Below are 17,301 nucleotides of genomic sequence, written 5' to 3'. Positions count from 1 at the left end.
CACGAGATGCGTAAGACGTCCTCTCGTATAAGACCTCTCCAAAGCCATACTCGCCTTCTTCTATCGTCTCCGTTATCCCGAATAGCAAGGAAGGATACTCGGCTACGAACTTCGGTTCGTCAGGTGTAGCAATAAAACCGCCCAAACCACCGCCGTAGCTCATGGGTATCCCCAGAGGCTGCACATCGCCACAAGCAAAATCTGCACCATAACGAGCAGGTGGTTTTAACACGCCAAGAGAAATTGGATCAACGCCTACCGATAGCAATGCGCCCTTTGAATGAAGCAGATCTGCTATCTCTTGTCCGTCCTTTTCTATAACACCGAAAAAGTTAGGATTTTCCATATAAAGGACACAAACATCTTCGGAAAGTTTGTCTTTTAAGTCATTTAAATCAAGCAATCCGCTTTTCGGATCGTAGTTAACAAGCTCTATGTCGGGGGTCGCAGAGCATGCGTAATCTTTGATGCAGGATAATCTCTCGGGGCTTATGGATTTAGCCACCAATGCCTTGCTCCTTCCAGTCATGCGTGACGCCATCCTCACCGTAGTGGCACAGGCCATAGCCCAATCGTAAGTCGGGGTGTTTACCATATCCATATCCACAAGTTCCCCTATACAACTTGCATACTCAAATTGAGCCTGAAATTTACCGTGATCGGCAAAAGCCTCTCCCACATAGGCAGACAAAAACTCATCCCTTTCCATTATGGTCTTACATACCGCAGGAACGTAGTGCTGCCAACAACCTCCGCCCAGGTAGTTTTTGTATTCCTCGCAATTTTTGTTCTTGGAAAGAAGCTCTGTGACATGCTTTTTAAGTTCGTATTCTGAAAGAATCGCTTTAGGAATGTTGAGCGGCCTTCTGAGCCGTAAATGTTCCGGAATTTGACCAAAGATATCTTCTGCACTTTCGATCCCTATTTCTTTTAATAATTCTTCTTTGATCTCCGGAACGGAATTGGGGATGTAGGGATGAGCAACTCTTTTTTCCTTTTCTTCCATGACACTATCCCTCCCAATTTAATTAATTTTTATGACGCTTTCACCTAATCATCGCACGTCATTGCATCACCTCTCTCTTCAGTAACCAAGCTTAAATACATCTCTTTCTCCTTTAACAAAATACCGTATTTGATTAAATATCCGATGGATTGCCTTATTTCTTCTTCAGATTTAACAATTTCCATTTCTTTTAGCCTTTGGGGGATCTCCTGCATGGTCACGGGCTTACTGGAAGCTTTGCAAACCGCCATAGTCAAAGGATCAAGCCTTATGTGCCACTCGTCGATGCCGGATCTTTTGTCTATTACCAGGTCTTGACTGTAATACAAAGCGCTTTTGGGGTAAATTTCTTTCCAAAAAAATATATTTTCTTGAAGTTGACGTGTGTAATCTTTGACGTTTTGTGGGGATTGAAATTTGAAGGTAAAAAATGAGGCAAAATTGTCTACGACTTCCTCGTTAAAGGGGTAAACAAATCGGTAAGAGGGGTAGGGTTTTATTTCTCTTATGCCGTGTTCGTAGGGATTTTCAAAGCATGGGCTGAAGCGATCAAGTCTAAAGGGTCCTGCGTAATTGGGTGGGTGTAAGTGAGTAAGCAAGGGTATCAGGTTTGCCATGTTCTTATACGAGCTTTCCGGTTCCTTTGGGAAACCCCACAAGAAGTTCCATATTGGCTCTATTCCTGCTTCGCGACAATTTTTGAGAAATGTTATATTCTGAAGCCCATTAACGCCTTTGCCTATTATGGAAAGTACCTTTGAACTGAGTGATTCAATGCCAACCTCGAGCCTCTTTAGCCCGCAGACCGCCAATTTCTTGAGCATTTTCACATTTATATCAGGTCTAACTTGAAGGTAAACTATTTCAGGTTTTCTCTGTAGAGTAGAAAGCGCCTCAATTAACGCTTCAAGCGCTCCTTCATCAACTGATTCATCGCTAGCAGATAAAGCAAAGGCTGGATATTCATTCACAATTTTTCTTAATTCCGTGACTATTCGTTCATGGTTTTTCTTTCTAAAGATGAGAGTTTCGCTCGATTGACCGCAAAATATGCATCTTTTTTTCTGTCCCCAATAACACCCCCTGGACATCTCGAAGAACACTCTCGGTTTTTCTTTGTGCATAAATTTTCTTTCGGCATAAAGCTGGGCGAAATCATCGTAATCAGGAGTAGGTACCAGGTTTAAATCCATCTCTAACGTTTTGCTGCAAAGGGCAAAAGGATTTACATCATCGCTTTTTAGATCCTTGCGAAAGATCATCCCGGGTATATTGGACAAGACATCTATGGTCTGATCGTCTGTGCAGGCACAAACCAGCTTTTTGAACGAACTGTCTCCTTCGCCCAAGCACACGCAATCAATAAAAGTATGATGTGTCATTAACTCCATGCCCATCGGGCCTTTGCAATTGGCCCCGCCAAAGGCTACTAAAACATGTGGGAGAACTTTTTTAAGTCTTTTAGCCAACGCCAAGCTTGATGTCTGCTGGTGAAACATGCTGGTAAAGGCCACTATTTTAGGATTTGCCTTAGCAATGATGCGTGAGCATTCTTCTAAAAATTGATCAGTCATTTTTTGAACTTCGAGAAGTTCATTGTAAAAGGCGTAATCCACCAATTTTTTGTCGTAAGGTGCCTCGTGTTCCTTTAAATTTCCATTAAGCACTTTATCCACGTATTCCTCGAAGGGAGGAATCTGATCGCCATAAAGGGTTTGAGCAAATAACCTGTCACCCAACAAATCTACTATGTGCCACGTAGCTATTCTATCATAAAGATCCGCGCCTATTTTTTCCGCGAAATACACGTTAAAATCAAAAACCTTAACTTTGAACTTATCTTTTATTGAACTTTTCAAAAGACCAAGGGCAAAGGAAGGCTGTCTGAAGCTGGCAAAGGGCATATTGATCAATGCTACATCAATGGTTCCATCGTACGAAATCATTTTACATAGTAAGGGGGATATTTCGCCCTTTCCCCTCCAATTAACTTAGGTCTCGTGCGAGCCATGACCAAATTTGCAGCTCCTACCTTCTTGACTTCGCATCTAACTGGTACGGCGACTCTTTTTAAATGCATTCCAATCATAGTATCCCCTATGTCCACTCCTGCATGACCTTGTATGCTTTCAACTACTACCGGCTTTGCAAACTCTTCGTAAGCCAACACCGCGAGGGCACCACCAGCCTCGAGATGTGGCAAAACGGTCACAACCTCCAGGTGATATTTCATTGCGCAATCCTCTTCTACCACGAGAGCTCTATTTAAATGTTCGCAACATTGCACTGCAAGGAATAAGCCTGACTTTTCGACCAATGGTTCTATGCCTTCCATTATCGCCTTAGCTACCTCTAGATTGGAGGCAGATCCTATCTTCTTCCCCAAGACCTCGCTCGTACTGCATCCAACTACTAATATGTTTTCTGGTTTGAGTTCAGCTATAGATAGCAATTCTGACAATGCCTTATGGACGGATGACGTGAGCTCGCCAAATTCCACGTCAAATACCTCCCTTAAAATAAAACAATTTTAGACCGATACCTTCATAATCCGCTGCTCAAGGTAACCCGTGACAACCCTCACGTAGCCACAGAGGGCCTGATCTAATTCCTCATCGCCCGTATCCACCAAGAGGGGATTATGGCCCAAAGCTGATACTTTGTTACGTGTAGCAACTACTATGATGTTTTCAAGGCCAACCTTTCTTATGACTTTCGGGCTTATCTGTTGATTGCCCCTTCCAAATATATAACCTTGACCGCCTATTATGGTAACCACTATAAAGGCCTTCTTGGCATCGGATAAAATTTCAAGCAACTTCTTTTCATCGGCGTCAAGTGCAATAATTTTTTTGTCTTGGCTGACGTCCACTCCAAGCAGTGTGTATTCATCTCCTAATTTCTGTTTTATTGCCCTAGTCGTAGTGCCGGGCCCTATGATATAAATTGCATCTTTATTTTCGTCCATGTGGTCTAAGATATAGTAAGATATCCCTTCCAAATCTACCGTATCGGAGGCGGCTTGACCCGCCTTTTTGCTTTGAACGAAAGTTCTTTCGTGAGGAATTAACAAATACCCATAAAGCGCCGCGCTTACCCATCCTTGGCGAAAGGCTTCTTCATCGATATCCATGACCTCAGCTTCCTTCATGTCTCTTACTTTTCCCTGCATAAAAAGGAGGGCAAGTTCTCCCGCCCTCCTTGGATTTATGGCAAATACGCCAGAATGAATTTTGACGCCCGCTGGAATTCCCAATACTGGTTGTTGCCTATCCTTCAACGCCAAATACACATCCCTTGCCGTCCCATCCCCACCCGCAAATAGTAATAACTTTACACCAAAATCAGCGATATCCTTGGCTGCCCTCCTCGTATCCTCAGACGTTGTGTTGCCTGGAATAATGCTACCAATCACGATTGGCTCGAAGCCGGCTTCACGAGCCTCCAACTCTCCCATTTCACCCGGATAAGTCACTATTTCGATCTCGTCTTTGGCAGGCAAAAGTCGCTTCAGGGCCTCGACCGCTTTTTTGGGAGCTTCCGGAACAGCGCCTTTTTCCCTGCATATCCTCAAGATTTCCTCTCCATCAGTACCTTTTAATCCCACCCTACCACCCATACCTGCGATAGGATTAACTATTAGTCCAAGCCGATTGCAAGCCATTCTTAAACCTCCTCGTAGAGTCGCCACAAATATCAATTCGTTGAGCGAAAAAACCATACATATATAATTAAACTAGCTATTTAATTAACAGCTATTATCAATTATACGACACAAAACTTCTTGTGACATCACGCAATCGTTTCATCCTAATTTAAAGGGATTTAAATAGGCAGGGGAGTAGACACCTCGATGCGTAGAAGATAATATTTCAATAAAAGAACAGGACATGGACATTGAATGAGGATATGGCAGTGTGGGGGTCAGAGCAATCGCGTCAAAGGGAGCCACGCGAAAGCATTCCCATTTCGTGCGAAGAATAAGGAATCAGTGCAATAGTACCTGAAAGGAGCGATGTACAGTGGCACGTTTGCTAGAAGGTAAATTTGCAATAATTACTGGGGGCAGTAAAGGCATTGGCAAAGGTATCGCAGAGGCATTTTTAAAACACGGGGCTACAGTTGTCATCGCATCAAGAAAGGAACAAGATCTCCAAAAAACAGTCGAAGAACTATCAAGTTTTGGTCAAATTTCTTACGTAGTGGCCGACGTAAGCAAGACGGAAGATATTCAGCGTATGGTTAGCGCGACTATGGAAAGGCATGGGCGAATCGATGTTTTATGCAGTAACGTTGGTATATATCCTATGTCTTTAATAGAAGATATGACGGAGGAAGAGTGGAACTATATTAACACTATAAATGTAAAAGGGATGTTTTTAAGCATCAAAGAATGCATCCCTCATATGAAAAAACAGGGAGGCGGAAGTATCGTCATAACTTCCTCGATTACAGGTCCCATTACCGGATTTGCTGGTTGGAGCCACTATGGTGCCACAAAGGCAGCTCAGCTTGGATTTATGCGCTCTGCAGCAATTGAGCTAGCCCGGTACGGAATTCGCGTTAATGCTGTGTTGCCAGGAAACATTGTATCGGAAGGACTCTTAAGCTTGGGAGAGGAGTATCTTGACATAATGAAAAGATCGATCCCTCTTGGCACTTTGGGTGAACCCCAAGACGTTGGAAATGCAGCTGCATTTTTAGCATCTGACCTTGCAAAATTCATAACGGGACAAACGATAGTGGTTGATGGAGGACAAATACTCCCCGAGTCGACTGAAGCTATGGAATTGCCAACCAAAGAATAAATTACAAATATTTATCTACGCCCCCCTCTGGGGGCTTAGATAAAACGATGGGTTTGTTGAAAAAACTAAACAACCCCCGCCTGCCATATCCAAAAACGCTCTTTCCATACTCAAACATATCATGTTCATGCTAAAAGGATTCAGCTTGCAATCTATCCTAAAACAACTTTTTCTACTTTATCAATTGGCCAACCCAAAATCATTGATCCCACTTTTGCAAACAACTCGGGGTCGCCGCTGGTATAAAAATTGCAGACCGGATGAGAACAATCAGCCACAAGTCCTTTCTTCGCGATCAGTTTCTTTGCCTCAGCTGCAGTCTCCACTGCCGGGTCTACAATGACAACATCGGGATCCAAGTAACGCCGAATTGTGTCCGCCAGTACCGGAAAGTGAGTGCACCCAAGAACAAGCGTATCTATTTCCGTGCCCTTAAATGTTTTAAGATAACAACTAACTGCTTCTTCCACATCCGGCCCCGAGGTTTTTCCAGATTCCACCAGAAGCACAAGCTTGGGACACGCCAGACCGATAACTTCGGCTTTCGGGTCTATAGTCCGGATCCCTGACTTGTATGCTTCGCTTTCGATGGTAAACTTAGTAGCTATCACGCCGATCTTTTTGTTACGCGTTGCCGCCAGCGCAGCCCTCACTCCGGGCTTTATTACCCCCAGTACGGGGAATGGGTATTGGTCCTTTACTTCTTCCCAAGAAGCAACAGTAGCCGTGTTACAGGCAATAATAACAATATCAACTTTTTTGCCAGCTAGGAAATCCAAAATCTGCCGTGCGTATCCGACAATTGTTTCCTTAGAAAGTAGTCCGTAGGGTGCGCGTCCATTATCCCCATAGAATTCTACACTGGCTCCTGGTAATTGGCGTTTCACCTCACGCACCACCGTAAGCCCCCCAAACCCGGAATCAAAGAGTCCAATTGTTACCATACAGTCTCGCCTCCAAATTTCTCTTGTTGCCAGCGACAGCATCCATAGTCTTTTTAATTTTAGCTGCTAAAGTTCCCATGCTTACATGACATAAACGAAAAGGAAGCATCTTCCAAAATCATCACCGCCAACTAAAAATTTCATCGCTCATTATTTATTTTAATATATTATAGGTCTTGAATTTTTCAAGGATAAGCTCCATTTCTTCACTGGGAAGTAGCACCAACTCTCCTAGGGAGGAAACCTTCGGCAAAAATGCAAAATGGGACCTTCGCTACACTAAAGATATTTTTTCGCCCTGTTGTGATATATAATAAACTTGCTATCGAAAAAATCAATTGAAAGCGAGGGTGGTGAAGTCAATGTCAAAAATTGTCGTCTTATTTGGGTCATTAGACACAAAGGGCAAAGACTACGCATTCGTCAAAGAAAGAATTGAAGAAAAAGGTTTTCAAGCTTTCGTCATAGATGTAGGAGTTATGGGAGAGCCACTTTTTAAACCCGATATCAATGCTGATACTGTCGCAAAAGCAGGCGGAGAAAGCTTGGTCTCTTTAAGACAAAAAAAGGACAAGGGGCATGCTATGGCAGTCATGACCAAAGGAGCAGCAGAAATTGCCAAAAAGATTTACGCGGAAGGCAATCTCGATGCCATATTTGGGATGGGTGGATCTGCCGGGACTGCTATTATCTCTGCTGCAATGAGAGCTCTTCCCTTAGGAGTGCCTAAGGTATTGGTTTCTACTGTTGCATCGGGCGATACAAAGCCTTACGTTGGAACAAAAGACATAGTTATGATTCCCTCAATCGTAGATGTAGCAGGCGTTAACGCAATAAGCGTGGATATTTACTCGCGAGCTGTGGGGGCTCTCACGGGGATGATGGAAACTGAGGTGCCGGAGATAGAATCGAAACCCTTGATAGCCGCTTCCATGTTTGGCAACACGACTAAGCTTATAGAGCAATGTAAGGAGATAATGGAAGTAGAAAACTACGAAGTGATGGTGTTTCATGCTACTGGCACTGGCGGAATGACGATGGAGGACTTGATCGAAAACGATTATTTCATCGCAGCTTTAGATTTGACAACGACCGAACTGGCCGATGAACTATGTGGAGGGGTCATGTCAGCCGGGCCAAGGAGACTCACAACTGCCGGGCTAAAGGGCATCCCGCAAGTCGTTGCACCAGGATGTCTCGACATGGTTAACTTTTGGGCTATCGATACGGTTCCCGAAAAGTACAAAAATAGAAAGCTCTATCCATGGAATCCAAATGTTACGCTAATGCGCACGAATCCCGAAGAAAATACGAAATTAGGTCAAATAATGGCAGAAAGGCTGAACCAATCAAAAGGACCAACCGCCGTCTTTTTCCCTTTAAAGGGGTTATCTCAGCTTGATTCTCCGGGTGAAGATTTTTGGTGGCCTGAAGCTAATAAAGCCCTATTATATGCTTTAAAAGAAAATCTCAGAAAGGACATACCCTTAATCGAAGTGGATGCCAACATAAATGACGCTGAATTTGCGAAGGCCGTCACGGATAAGATGTTTGAGTTTTTATCGAAAAGATAGCTTAGGAGGTGGAATTGAAATGCCCTTCATAACCAGAGCAGAGGCATTAGAAAAATTACGTTCAAACATAGCGGCAGGAAAGCCTATAGTAGGATGTGGTGCTGGCACAGGGATTTCAGCAAAGTTCGCGGAAGCTGGCGGAGCAGATCTCATAATAATATACAACTCGGGCAGATATCGCATGGGCGGTAGAGGATCCTTGGCAGGGCTTCTCCCTTACGGTGACGCCAACGGCATAGTTGTAGAAATGGCCTCTGAAGTTCTTCCCGTAGTGAAAAATACACCAGTTTTAGCTGGCGTATGCGGAACGGACCCCTTTAGGCTTATGAAAGTTTTTCTAAGAGAGTTAAAAGATATTGGCTTCGATGGTGTTCAAAATTTTCCCACGGTGGGACTAATAGATGGCGTCTTTAGACAGAACTTAGAGGAAACAGGAATGAGTTATGACCTAGAAGTGGAGGCAATAGCCTTGGCCCATGAGCTGGACATGCTGACCTGTCCCTACGTCTTCGATACAAAGCAAGCCACAGCCATGACAAAAGCAGGCGCTGATATCATAGTTGCCCACATGGGTTTGACTACCAAAGGAAGCATTGGGGCCAAAACTGCTTTAACATTGGAAGAAGCAGCAAAGCGCGTGCAAGAGATACACGATGCTGCAAAATCAGTCAATCCTGACGTCATGGTAATATGTCATGGCGGCCCCATAGCCGAGCCGGAGGACGTGGAATATATTTTTGCACACACCAAAGGAATTGTTGGGTTCTTTGGTGCATCGAGCATGGAGCGCATCCCCGTGGAAAGGGCAATAAAAGAACAAGTGGAGCGCTTCAAATACTTGAGAATAAATATTTAGTCCAAATTTATCAAACATTTCAAACAAATACATAAGAGCGGATCGGCCGATCCGCTCTTATGTATTTGTTATTTGTTTAACGTAAATATTCGCCCAATCGCCTTTACTCTAAGATGCTTCGACGAATAACTGCAAAAGTTTCCTGTATGTAATCTCTTTAAAATGCTCAAGCTAAGCTGGTTATCTCAATGCTACATACAAGCTATCCTATGTAGTTCTTCCTAACCTTGGCCAATAAATTAATCCTGTTTTCCGCCAATCTATCTGCTGCCTTGTATGTAGGTATATTTTCTTTTTTAGCTATCTCAATTACTTCCAAAACAGCGTTATAGAGGGCTTCGACTTTCCTTACCGCTTTCTCCCTAGAGTATCCGCCCGGCTCGAACTCCGCAGCTACATTGATGACTCCCCCAGCGTTAATTATATAATCAGGCACGTAAAGAATACCTTTTTGTTCCAACATATCACCATGCCTATCTTCCTTTAATTGGTTATTAGCCGAACCTGCAACTGCCTTGCACTTAAGTTTATCTATAGTTTCATCGTTTATGATGGCGCCAAGAGCGCAGGGAGAAAATACATCGCATTCTACGCCGATAATCTCATCGGGCTTTACGGCCTTTGCACCCAACTCCTTTACTGCCTTGTTTACGTTATCCTCAAAGATATCCGTGACGATAAGTTCCGCCCCAGCCTCTTTTAAGTACTTTGCCACGTTGTATCCAACATTTCCTATACCTTGGATGGCAATTTTTCTGCCAGCTACATCGTCGCTCCCAAATACCTCTTTACAAGCGGCCCTTATTCCGTGAAACACACCCAGTGCAGTGATAGGTGATGGATCTCCACCGCCCTCTGCCAGTCCAGCGGCATATTTGGTTTCCATTCTGATACATTCCATGTCCTCAATGGTTGTACCGACATCTTCTGCCGTGATATACCTACCACCCAGAGTTTCGATATATCTACCTAAGGCTCTGAATAATGCTTCAGATTTGTCCTTTCTAGGATCGCCAATGACAACGGCCTTTGCTCCTCCGAAATTTAATCCAGCGGCAGCATTCTTGTACGTCATACCCCTAGCAAGCCTTAAGGCGTCCTCTATGGCCTCATCTTCGGATGAGTATGTCCACATGCGGCACCCACCCAGCGCAGGCCCCAATGTAGTATCGTGAATTGCGATTATAGCCCGCAAACCTGACGCTTCGTCATGACACAAAACCAACTGCTCGTAATTATACTTTTGCATGTAATCAAATATTTCCAACCAGAACAACCCCCTTTTAATAATATTTTTATTGTTTTGTTATACCTTTGATGTCAAATATATCGCCATCTAATGTTCTATTATGCTTATACTGGCATAGTATCAATTACTAAAGCAACTTCTATTCTCTTTAGCTATTACAAATAGGCTCTCATCTGATAGGAATATTGCGTACAGTTACATATACATCAGTAAATGTATCATCAAAATCACGAAATGTCCACCGGCGTTAATCCTAAATTGAATAGTTCGGACAAAATGCTCGATGAACAATGCAATTATTTCAAAATTTCTTTGCTCCGAAAAAATGTAAAAGGGCAGCACCTGACTATTAAGATGGTGCTGCCCTTTTACATTTGCTAAGTAAAACCCTGATAAAGAGTCATCCACCTAAAAGATCACCCATAGTAAGAAGGTCATTATGAAAATGGCCGTTGCAGGCGGGTCAATATGGGTATCGCCATGTATAAAGAACGTGCGCGAAGCTAGTTCCCCGAGAAACCCGGATATAATCCCCATAATGACGCCTACGACCAAAGAACCACTAGCAATGGCGGACAAAGAAGCTATAATCGTCATGTGGTGTGTGACGGGCACATTTGTGCCGATGCACAGGAGTATCAACGACGCAGCCGAGATCCCAAATCCTACAAAAGCGGCTGCCGGGAAGTAAGCTTGATCTACTCCAATCACAGCAAGAGCATACCACGCTGCCACCAAGCTAACTCCCAGAGATATTATAAAGATTTGACCAAAATCTTGCTGATGTGGCAACCATACCTCATTTCCACCGGGAGTAAAGCGCCCTCTTGCCTTAGCCTCTTCACTTAAGGTGCCAAACACTCCTGTTTTCCCAAAGGTTACCCTTGTAATGGTGTTTGACAGAAATACTGTTAAAGCGACATTGTCAGTAAAACCGGCGGGGAAAATTGTATTAAAAATGGAGACCAACAAATAACCTAAAATACCAAATAGTCCACCAATCAGTAATGCCATAGGATCATTGAAGCCAGCCCCGCCTGATACAATATCCTTACCAGCCTTGTGTATGCCTTTTTTTGCGGCATACGCTGCAGCAGCGACACCACCACAAAAAGCAATGTGAGGACCAAAAACGGGACCAAAGGCCACGTTAGAAATGAAATCAAATGATGACCCTCCAAGTACAGCAGCAGCCCCTATTAACACGGCGAATCCGGTAAAAACAAAGGCCGGTAATCCACCCAAAGCCGCTCCAAATACACCTCCGCCAAAAGAAGCGAGAAGCGTTGCAAAATTCATCTTAAAACCCTCCCCTCAAAAAATTTGCGCTATTCCAAAAAAGCACTACGCTCTCCTTTATCCTGAGATATCACCTCCCAAGATCACATCGCAACTTCCCCATTTATATTTCTCTCTACCTTCTCTATCAAAATAGGAATAAAGGACACGATGCTTGTATGTAAATCATTAAATGGCTCAAGCAAACTTGCTTGAGCCATTTAATCTTTAAACCTTCCCTTCAGCAAAAGCTTGAAGATCAGTATTAACTTTGGAGAAAACATAAACCGGAGCGCAACCAGGATAGGTAAATACTTTTTTCGCGAGCCTCATGGCTTCTTCGACCTTTTCTTTCGAGGGGAAGTATTTCCAGCAATCACCTAGGACAAAAAGGTTTTTGCCTTCTGCATAAAGTGGATCGAAGTCGGGCACTCCACCTGCAATGAAGACGCATTCGCCTTTTTCTGCAACCATCTTTTCCACGTCAATCCCTGTGTTCTTGAAGGAATCGAGAGCTCCGCGAAGGTATACATAACAACCAGGGCAGGTTTGCTGAATTATTACCGTTAAACCTTTGTATACTCCAACAGGGTTATCGTTAGCACGTTTAAAGAATTTCCTAACAGCCTCCAGTTTTTCGCCCACGACCTCAATGGACTCCAAATCGCCGACCCCAAGCCCTTCCGTAGCCGCTATCCGAACCGCAGGAATTTCGCCGGGTTCAAAGCCCATGATATACGAAGTAACAGTGTCCACAGCTACCGTATCTTTACCTGCTATTATCAGGTTCATCTCAATAGGCGTGCCTGCGTGCGGCCCTTGGCCCTCCATGCCGATAATCCCATCGATGATGGTGAGATCCGCTTTCCTAATTCGCAGCATATCAGCAAGCTTTTGTCCCAAGTCTATTCTGTGGGCACCCTGCTGTTGTCCGCTTGGATGTCTATTAGGAACTATGCCGTTCCAGTTTTTGATACCAAGGGTCACAGTCCCGCCAACATGAACTTTCATCTTTGGCAAATTGATGACAACGTCGGCCTCTAAAACAGGGCGAAATACCTCTGCCTTTTTGAATACCTTTCCTTCTGGAATTTCCACAACTACGGTTGATTCTTCGTCGAAATATATCACTCGATCTGCCCCGCCACGCAACGCGGCTTCTTCCATCCCCGATTCCTTGAACGCAGGCTTAGCTTTGCCAACATGTAAGCCTAGCGATGGATTATCGCCCACCCACACTTCGGCAGCTTTTGATTCTTCCTTCAGAAAAGCTACCACAGCTTCGACTGTTCTGGGATCCACTACAGCAAAACTTTCGGGAGGTGCCTGGAAAGCCAAATTTGGTTTGACTAGTACCCTATCGCCAGGTTTTATGATGGCATCTATACTGCCAACTGCAAGCTCAATTGCCTTTTTAACGGCTGTCTTTATAGCTGTGACATCTTCATCATATCTAACAAATTTACCGCCCATAAATTCCTCATTTCCCTTTATCTCGCTTGCCTTGACTATGGATACTCTCGCAGTTCCCATACTGCTTCCCTCCTTTGTCCTGATGCAAAAACTGCTCAATCATTTCTAGACAATAATACCATATTTGTGGGTCAACACGCTACACTGATTTTAAAGACAAAACTGTTTCTATAGTTGGCATTTAAGGTTTTCTTCAGGTAGGACATTTACCAAACCAGGGATGAGTTTTCACGCTTTAGCATTTAAAGAAACCCTTCTATTAAAAAGAATCTTAATGTTAATAGAAGCAAATTTCAATCAATACATCATTTATGCTATCATGTTTGTCATGAAAACGACAAACTTTATAAACTTCATTCGATGAGGTGATGGTATTTGATCAAGCAACTACGAGTCATTAAGCTAACTTGGATCGTTTTGTTGATCCTTCTTCTGCATATACCTGCCACTTGGGCTGCTGAGCTCAAATGCACTTACGATGCAAATTTGGGAGAACCTTTCCTCATGCGCCTTGTCTCGCCTTATGCTCTGTCTGACGTCACCATAACTTGGCTGAATCGCCAGGTCCCTTTAAAGGTGATATACACAAATAACAGACATGAAGCATGGATGCTTCTGGGAACTGACGTTAGGGAAGTTAAACCTGGCATTTACGAGCTAATAGTAAAATATTACGAAAGGGAAAGATATTGGACGTTAAAACATAATGTGAACGTAAAATCAAAGTCTTATCCGACACAGGAACTAAGACTACCGCAAGCCATGGTAACACCACCAAAAGAAACCTTAAAAAGGATACAAGAAGAAGCTAAATTAGTTGCCAATGCCATTAACACCATAACGAATGAGCGATATTGGAAAGTGCCGTTGACACGTCCGGTCAACGGGGTAATCACATCCCAATACGGATTAAAGCGAATATATAACGGCAATCCCGGAAGTCCTCATCGAGGGGTTGATTTCAGGGCAGCCATGGGAACACCGGTGCATTGCGTCGCGAGTGGGGTCGTCATTCTTGTGGGAGATCACTACTTCGGCGGGAAAAGCATATACGTCGATCACGGGAACGGCATCATTTCTTGCTACATGCATTTGTCTAATATAGGCGTCAAAGAGGCTCAGTATGTTGAAAAAGGCGAAATAATAGGTCACTCTGGACAAACTGGAAGGGCAACAGGTCCCCACTTGCACTTTGGATTATACCTTTTAGGGCATGCTGTTGACCCTATGCCGCTTTTTCAATAAAAAATACGTGCAGATCATTCGATGTCTCATCAAAGATGATCCGCACGTATTTTCCTGCTTTTCATTAATTTTTTATGACCAAGGGCGACGGTTCATGCGCAAACACCACATCGTCAAACTTCGGTCTTGCGCTTGCGGCATCCGCTTCTTTTTGGTTTTACCTCGATTGATTCCTCACAACTTTGTTTTCTATCGGCCAAAAGTATCCCGCCAACCCCCACATTTTCCTGCGGATTTTCGTTGACCAAAACAACGAAGGCTTCCTCGGGCACATCCATTACCCTGCTTGCTACTTCTGTAAGGCCTTTAATCAATTCTCTTTTTTTCTCTAAACTTAAAGCCGGACCATTTACAATGATTACTGGCATTTTTTTATACCCCCTTGGACTAAATAGTCTTATTTGGTATGTTACACTTAAATAATAACATATCTAATGTATGGGGGGTTGCGACTTTGGAGGCTGAAAACTCAAAGACAAATACTCACAAGGGACTTGCCATACTTACCATAGGACACTTTATAAATGACGTGCACGCCGCTTTCTTGCCAACTTTTACTCCCATCTTAATGATGAATTTGGGACTATCCATCACTCAGGCAAGTATGTTAACGTTCCTATCAGGCATAATTAATTCGTTTATGCAGCCCTTGCTGGGCTATGCTTCGGATCAAACGTCGCGTCCCCTAATGATACTTATAGGACCCATCCTCGCAGCTCTTGGCGCTTCGCTGATACCCTCGTCGCCCAGTTATGCTTTGGCTTTTTTCTTTGTCGGGCTGTGGGCTATAGGAAGTGCTACTTTTCATCCACAGGGTCAAGGTTCGGTCGGCCATTTAACCACTTCGCAAAATTTGTCCTTTGCCTTTTCCATCTTCTCGGTGGGAGGAATATTGGCAAGTGCTCTAAGCCCGCTTTACGGAGCTTATCTTTATCAAAGGTTGGGTGAGGCTTTCTTGCCCATAGTGACATCTATTCCGGTCTTACTATACGCGATGCTCGTCTTTAAATTCCTGCCCACCATACCAGGCAAGCATGCATATAAAAGCTCTGTCGAGACAAAGGGGCTAAAGTTTATACTGCATTCCATGAAAACTACCTTTGCTCCCCTATCCGTTGCCGTGATACGAGACACCTCGATCCAAGGGATCCAATTCTTCATGCCTATCGCAATTGCGGCTAAGGGAGGAACAATTGGAGACGTTGGCAAAGTATTATTTATCATAATGATAGCAAGATCGATATCGCCCCTTTTGGGAGGTTATATTGCTGACCGCACCAGCAAAGCTAAAATAATTTTTTTATGCATGGCCATGGGAGGCGCTTTGCTCATCCCGGCTGCTTTGACGAAAGGCGTCCTATCAGTGTTGCTTTTCACGTTGGGCGCGGCTTGCATCGAGGCTACTACTCCCATAACGGGCGCTATCTCTCAGGAATGGATGCCTCATTCTCGGGCCATGGCAAGCTCCATAGTCATGGGTTTTGCATGGGGACTAGGCAGTTTGCTAATTCCACCGTTGGGCATCATCGGCGATCATCTTGGCCTTACTTGTGCTTTGGTAGTAGTTGGCGCTTTGCCCCTTGCAAGCTTATGTTTCGTCTCCATCATAAGGAAAAAGGAAAAAGCTGCAATCTTAAAAGAACCGCAAGATGAAAACTAAAGTCATTTGGGCTTAAAGATCAAAGCCTATGATACTTCCAATAAAAGGCATTTGAGATATAAAGATTCATCGAAGCCCAATAGTATAGGATGATCGGGAGGTTGACCCCCTCTGGCTATGATGCGAAGAGTTTTACGTGCATCTTTTGCTGCTTCAAAGATGACGCTTTCAAAAAGATCCCATGAGATGTGATGAGAGCACGAACAGGTCAAAAGGAAGCAGCCTTCTTTTACGATCTTCATGGCCCGCAAGTTTATCTCCTTATATCCTCTAAGGGCTCCTTCAACTGCCTTTTTGCTCTTTGTAAAAGCAGGCGGATCTAAAACAACTACGTCAAACTGTTGACCTTCTTTTTCAAGCTCCCTCAACCTATCGAAGACGTTAGCTACTTCGTACTCACAAATTTCATCGACTTCATTCATCTTTGCATTGTGACTTGCCGTCCTTATGGCTTCCTCGGATACATCAACACCTAAAACGCTTTTAGCACCAAATTTTGCGGCGTTGAGGCCAAAACCTCCCGTATAACAAAAGGCGTCCAAGACGTTTGCTCCTTGAGCAACTCCTTTTAAAAGAATCCTATTGCAACGCTGGTCTAAAAAATGACCGGTTTTTTGTCCTCCAGCTATATTCACGCAAAACTTTACGTCATTTTCTTCAATTACTACCTTCTCTGGTACTTCACCAAAAATGATGCTATCCTCCAAAGTTAACCCTTCAAAGGCTCTGACGGTTGCATTGTTTTTCTGGTATATACCTTTCACGGGAAGCAAATCGATCAAGATTTTTACGATCGTATCTTTGACTCTTTCCATGCCAAGAGTTAAAACTTGCATGACAATATAATCGCCAAATTTATCGATAATTAAACCAGGCAAAAAGTCCGCTTCGCTGAATACTAGCCTATAGGCATCTAAGGTGTTAACGCCGATGTTCCTCCTGAAATCTAAAGCTCTTTTGAGCCTCTTGTGCCAAAAGCCCTCATCGATGCTTTCCTGCTCTCTGGTGAGCACGCGCGCAGTGATGTAAGAAGCGGGATTTGCGTATCCTATGCCCAAAAACTTCCCCCGCCAATCCTTAATTTCCACTAAATCCCCAGGTGTAAATTTACCCCTGATTCTGTTTATGGCGTTTTTATAAATCCAGGGATGTCCGTCATAAATGCTTTTCTCAAAGCCCTTTTTAATATAAAGTGCATTTGGCAACAT

General features: G+C 43.8%; 15 protein-coding genes. 5 read left to right on the top strand and 10 right to left on the bottom strand.

Features of this window, described 5'->3' with window-relative positions:
• From Q7P41_RS04155 to Q7P41_RS04140, 4 genes are all read right to left on the bottom strand, one after another.
• A partial coding sequence (locus Q7P41_RS04155; protein WP_303882335.1) for an aminomethyl-transferring glycine dehydrogenase occupies window positions 1-1,006 on the bottom strand: 1,006 nt, incomplete at its 3' end.
• 44 nt (window positions 1,007-1,050) lie between these two features.
• Window positions 1,051-2,952, bottom strand: a complete 1,902-nt coding sequence (locus Q7P41_RS04150) for a RiPP maturation radical SAM C-methyltransferase (protein ID WP_303882334.1) — start codon at window positions 2,950-2,952, stop codon at window positions 1,051-1,053.
• Window positions 2,949-3,506, bottom strand: coding sequence for a TIGR01440 family protein (locus tag Q7P41_RS04145; protein WP_303882333.1), 558 nt, complete (start codon window positions 3,504-3,506; stop codon window positions 2,949-2,951). Before Q7P41_RS04145 ends, Q7P41_RS04150 begins: the two co-directional genes overlap by 4 nt.
• Before the next feature lie 30 nt (window positions 3,507-3,536).
• Complete coding sequence (locus Q7P41_RS04140) at window positions 3,537-4,670, bottom strand: ATP-NAD kinase family protein (RefSeq protein WP_303882332.1); 1,134 nt, start codon at window positions 4,668-4,670, stop codon at window positions 3,537-3,539.
• A gap of 358 nt (window positions 4,671-5,028) precedes the next feature.
• Here Q7P41_RS04140 and fabG point away from each other — a divergent pair, with 358 nt between their 5' ends.
• The gene (gene fabG, locus Q7P41_RS04135) at window positions 5,029-5,814 is read left to right on the top strand and encodes a 3-oxoacyl-ACP reductase FabG (RefSeq protein ID WP_303882331.1); all 786 of its coding nucleotides are present in this window, start codon (window positions 5,029-5,031) and stop codon (window positions 5,812-5,814) included.
• Window positions 5,815-5,966: 152 nt separating this feature from the next.
• Here the strand turns inward: fabG and murI are convergent, their stop codons facing one another.
• Window positions 5,967-6,758 (bottom strand): glutamate racemase, encoded by a 792-nt coding sequence (gene murI, locus Q7P41_RS04130; RefSeq protein WP_303882330.1) that lies wholly within the window; start codon window positions 6,756-6,758, stop codon window positions 5,967-5,969.
• Between the two features lie 362 nt (window positions 6,759-7,120).
• On the opposite strand from murI, the gene Q7P41_RS04125 reads away from it, so the two are divergent.
• Both Q7P41_RS04125 and Q7P41_RS04120 read left to right on the top strand, forming a co-directional pair.
• Window positions 7,121-8,332, top strand: coding sequence for a Tm-1-like ATP-binding domain-containing protein (locus tag Q7P41_RS04125; RefSeq protein ID WP_303882328.1), 1,212 nt, complete (start codon window positions 7,121-7,123; stop codon window positions 8,330-8,332).
• A gap of 19 nt (window positions 8,333-8,351) precedes the next feature.
• Window positions 8,352-9,188, top strand: a complete 837-nt coding sequence (locus Q7P41_RS04120; RefSeq protein ID WP_303882327.1) for a phosphoenolpyruvate hydrolase family protein — start codon at window positions 8,352-8,354, stop codon at window positions 9,186-9,188.
• Between the two features lie 202 nt (window positions 9,189-9,390).
• Here the strand turns inward: Q7P41_RS04120 and Q7P41_RS04115 are convergent, their stop codons facing one another.
• From Q7P41_RS04115 to Q7P41_RS04105, 3 genes are all read right to left on the bottom strand, one after another.
• The gene (locus tag Q7P41_RS04115) at window positions 9,391-10,455 is read right to left on the bottom strand and encodes a Glu/Leu/Phe/Val dehydrogenase (protein ID WP_303882326.1); all 1,065 of its coding nucleotides are present in this window, start codon (window positions 10,453-10,455) and stop codon (window positions 9,391-9,393) included.
• Window positions 10,456-10,845: 390 nt separating this feature from the next.
• Entirely contained in the window at window positions 10,846-11,736 is an 891-nt protein-coding gene (locus Q7P41_RS04110) for a hypothetical protein (RefSeq protein ID WP_303882325.1), read from the bottom strand.
• A 207-nt stretch (window positions 11,737-11,943) separates the two neighbouring features.
• Window positions 11,944-13,248: a DUF362 domain-containing protein gene (locus Q7P41_RS04105; protein WP_303882323.1), complete on the bottom strand. Its 1,305-nt coding sequence runs from the start codon at window positions 13,246-13,248 to the stop codon at window positions 11,944-11,946.
• A 315-nt stretch (window positions 13,249-13,563) separates the two neighbouring features.
• Between Q7P41_RS04105 and Q7P41_RS04100 the strand changes: the two genes are divergently transcribed.
• On the top strand, window positions 13,564-14,433 hold the full coding sequence (locus Q7P41_RS04100; protein ID WP_303882322.1) for a M23 family metallopeptidase: 870 nt from the start codon (window positions 13,564-13,566) through the stop codon (window positions 14,431-14,433).
• A 113-nt stretch (window positions 14,434-14,546) separates the two neighbouring features.
• On the opposite strand, the gene dmpI is transcribed toward Q7P41_RS04100, so the two are convergent.
• A complete protein-coding gene (gene dmpI / locus Q7P41_RS04095) occupies window positions 14,547-14,801 on the bottom strand; it encodes a 4-oxalocrotonate tautomerase DmpI (protein WP_303882321.1) in 255 nt (84 codons plus the stop codon).
• An 86-nt stretch (window positions 14,802-14,887) separates the two neighbouring features.
• On the opposite strand from dmpI, the gene Q7P41_RS04090 reads away from it, so the two are divergent.
• Window positions 14,888-16,093 carry an MFS transporter gene (locus tag Q7P41_RS04090; protein WP_303882320.1) on the top strand — a complete coding sequence of 402 codons (1,206 nt, stop codon included), beginning with the start codon at window positions 14,888-14,890 and terminating at the stop codon, window positions 16,091-16,093.
• Window positions 16,094-16,119: 26 nt separating this feature from the next.
• Here the strand turns inward: Q7P41_RS04090 and Q7P41_RS04085 are convergent, their stop codons facing one another.
• Complete coding sequence (locus Q7P41_RS04085) at window positions 16,120-17,301, bottom strand: class I SAM-dependent rRNA methyltransferase (RefSeq protein ID WP_303882318.1); 1,182 nt, start codon at window positions 17,299-17,301, stop codon at window positions 16,120-16,122.

The sequence above is a fragment of the Acetomicrobium mobile genome (assembly GCF_937920065.1).
The sequence above is the reverse complement of the archived record's forward strand: the minus strand, read 5'-3'. Positions and strand labels throughout refer to the sequence as shown.

What these genes read in the sequence shown, in the direction of transcription:
- Q7P41_RS04150 (WP_303882334.1), bottom strand. Translation starts at nt 2,952, where the DNA reads ATGATTTCGTACGATGGAACCATTGATGTAGCATTGATCAATATGCCC.
- Q7P41_RS04140 (WP_303882332.1), bottom strand. Translation starts at nt 4,670, where the DNA reads ATGGCTTGCAATCGGCTTGGACTAATAGTTAATCCTATCGCAGGTATG.
- murI (WP_303882330.1), bottom strand. Translation starts at nt 6,758, where the DNA reads ATGGTAACAATTGGACTCTTTGATTCCGGGTTTGGGGGGCTTACGGTG.
- Q7P41_RS04125 (WP_303882328.1), top strand. Translation starts at nt 7,121, where the DNA reads ATGTCAAAAATTGTCGTCTTATTTGGGTCATTAGACACAAAGGGCAAA.
- Q7P41_RS04120 (WP_303882327.1), top strand. Translation starts at nt 8,352, where the DNA reads ATGCCCTTCATAACCAGAGCAGAGGCATTAGAAAAATTACGTTCAAAC.
- Q7P41_RS04110 (WP_303882325.1), bottom strand. Translation starts at nt 11,736, where the DNA reads ATGAATTTTGCAACGCTTCTCGCTTCTTTTGGCGGAGGTGTATTTGGA.
- Q7P41_RS04105 (WP_303882323.1), bottom strand. Translation starts at nt 13,248, where the DNA reads ATGGGAACTGCGAGAGTATCCATAGTCAAGGCAAGCGAGATAAAGGGA.
- dmpI (WP_303882321.1), bottom strand. Translation starts at nt 14,801, where the DNA reads ATGCCAGTAATCATTGTAAATGGTCCGGCTTTAAGTTTAGAGAAAAAA.
- Q7P41_RS04085 (WP_303882318.1), bottom strand. Translation starts at nt 17,301, where the DNA reads ATGTTGCCAAATGCACTTTATATTAAAAAGGGCTTTGAGAAAAGCATT.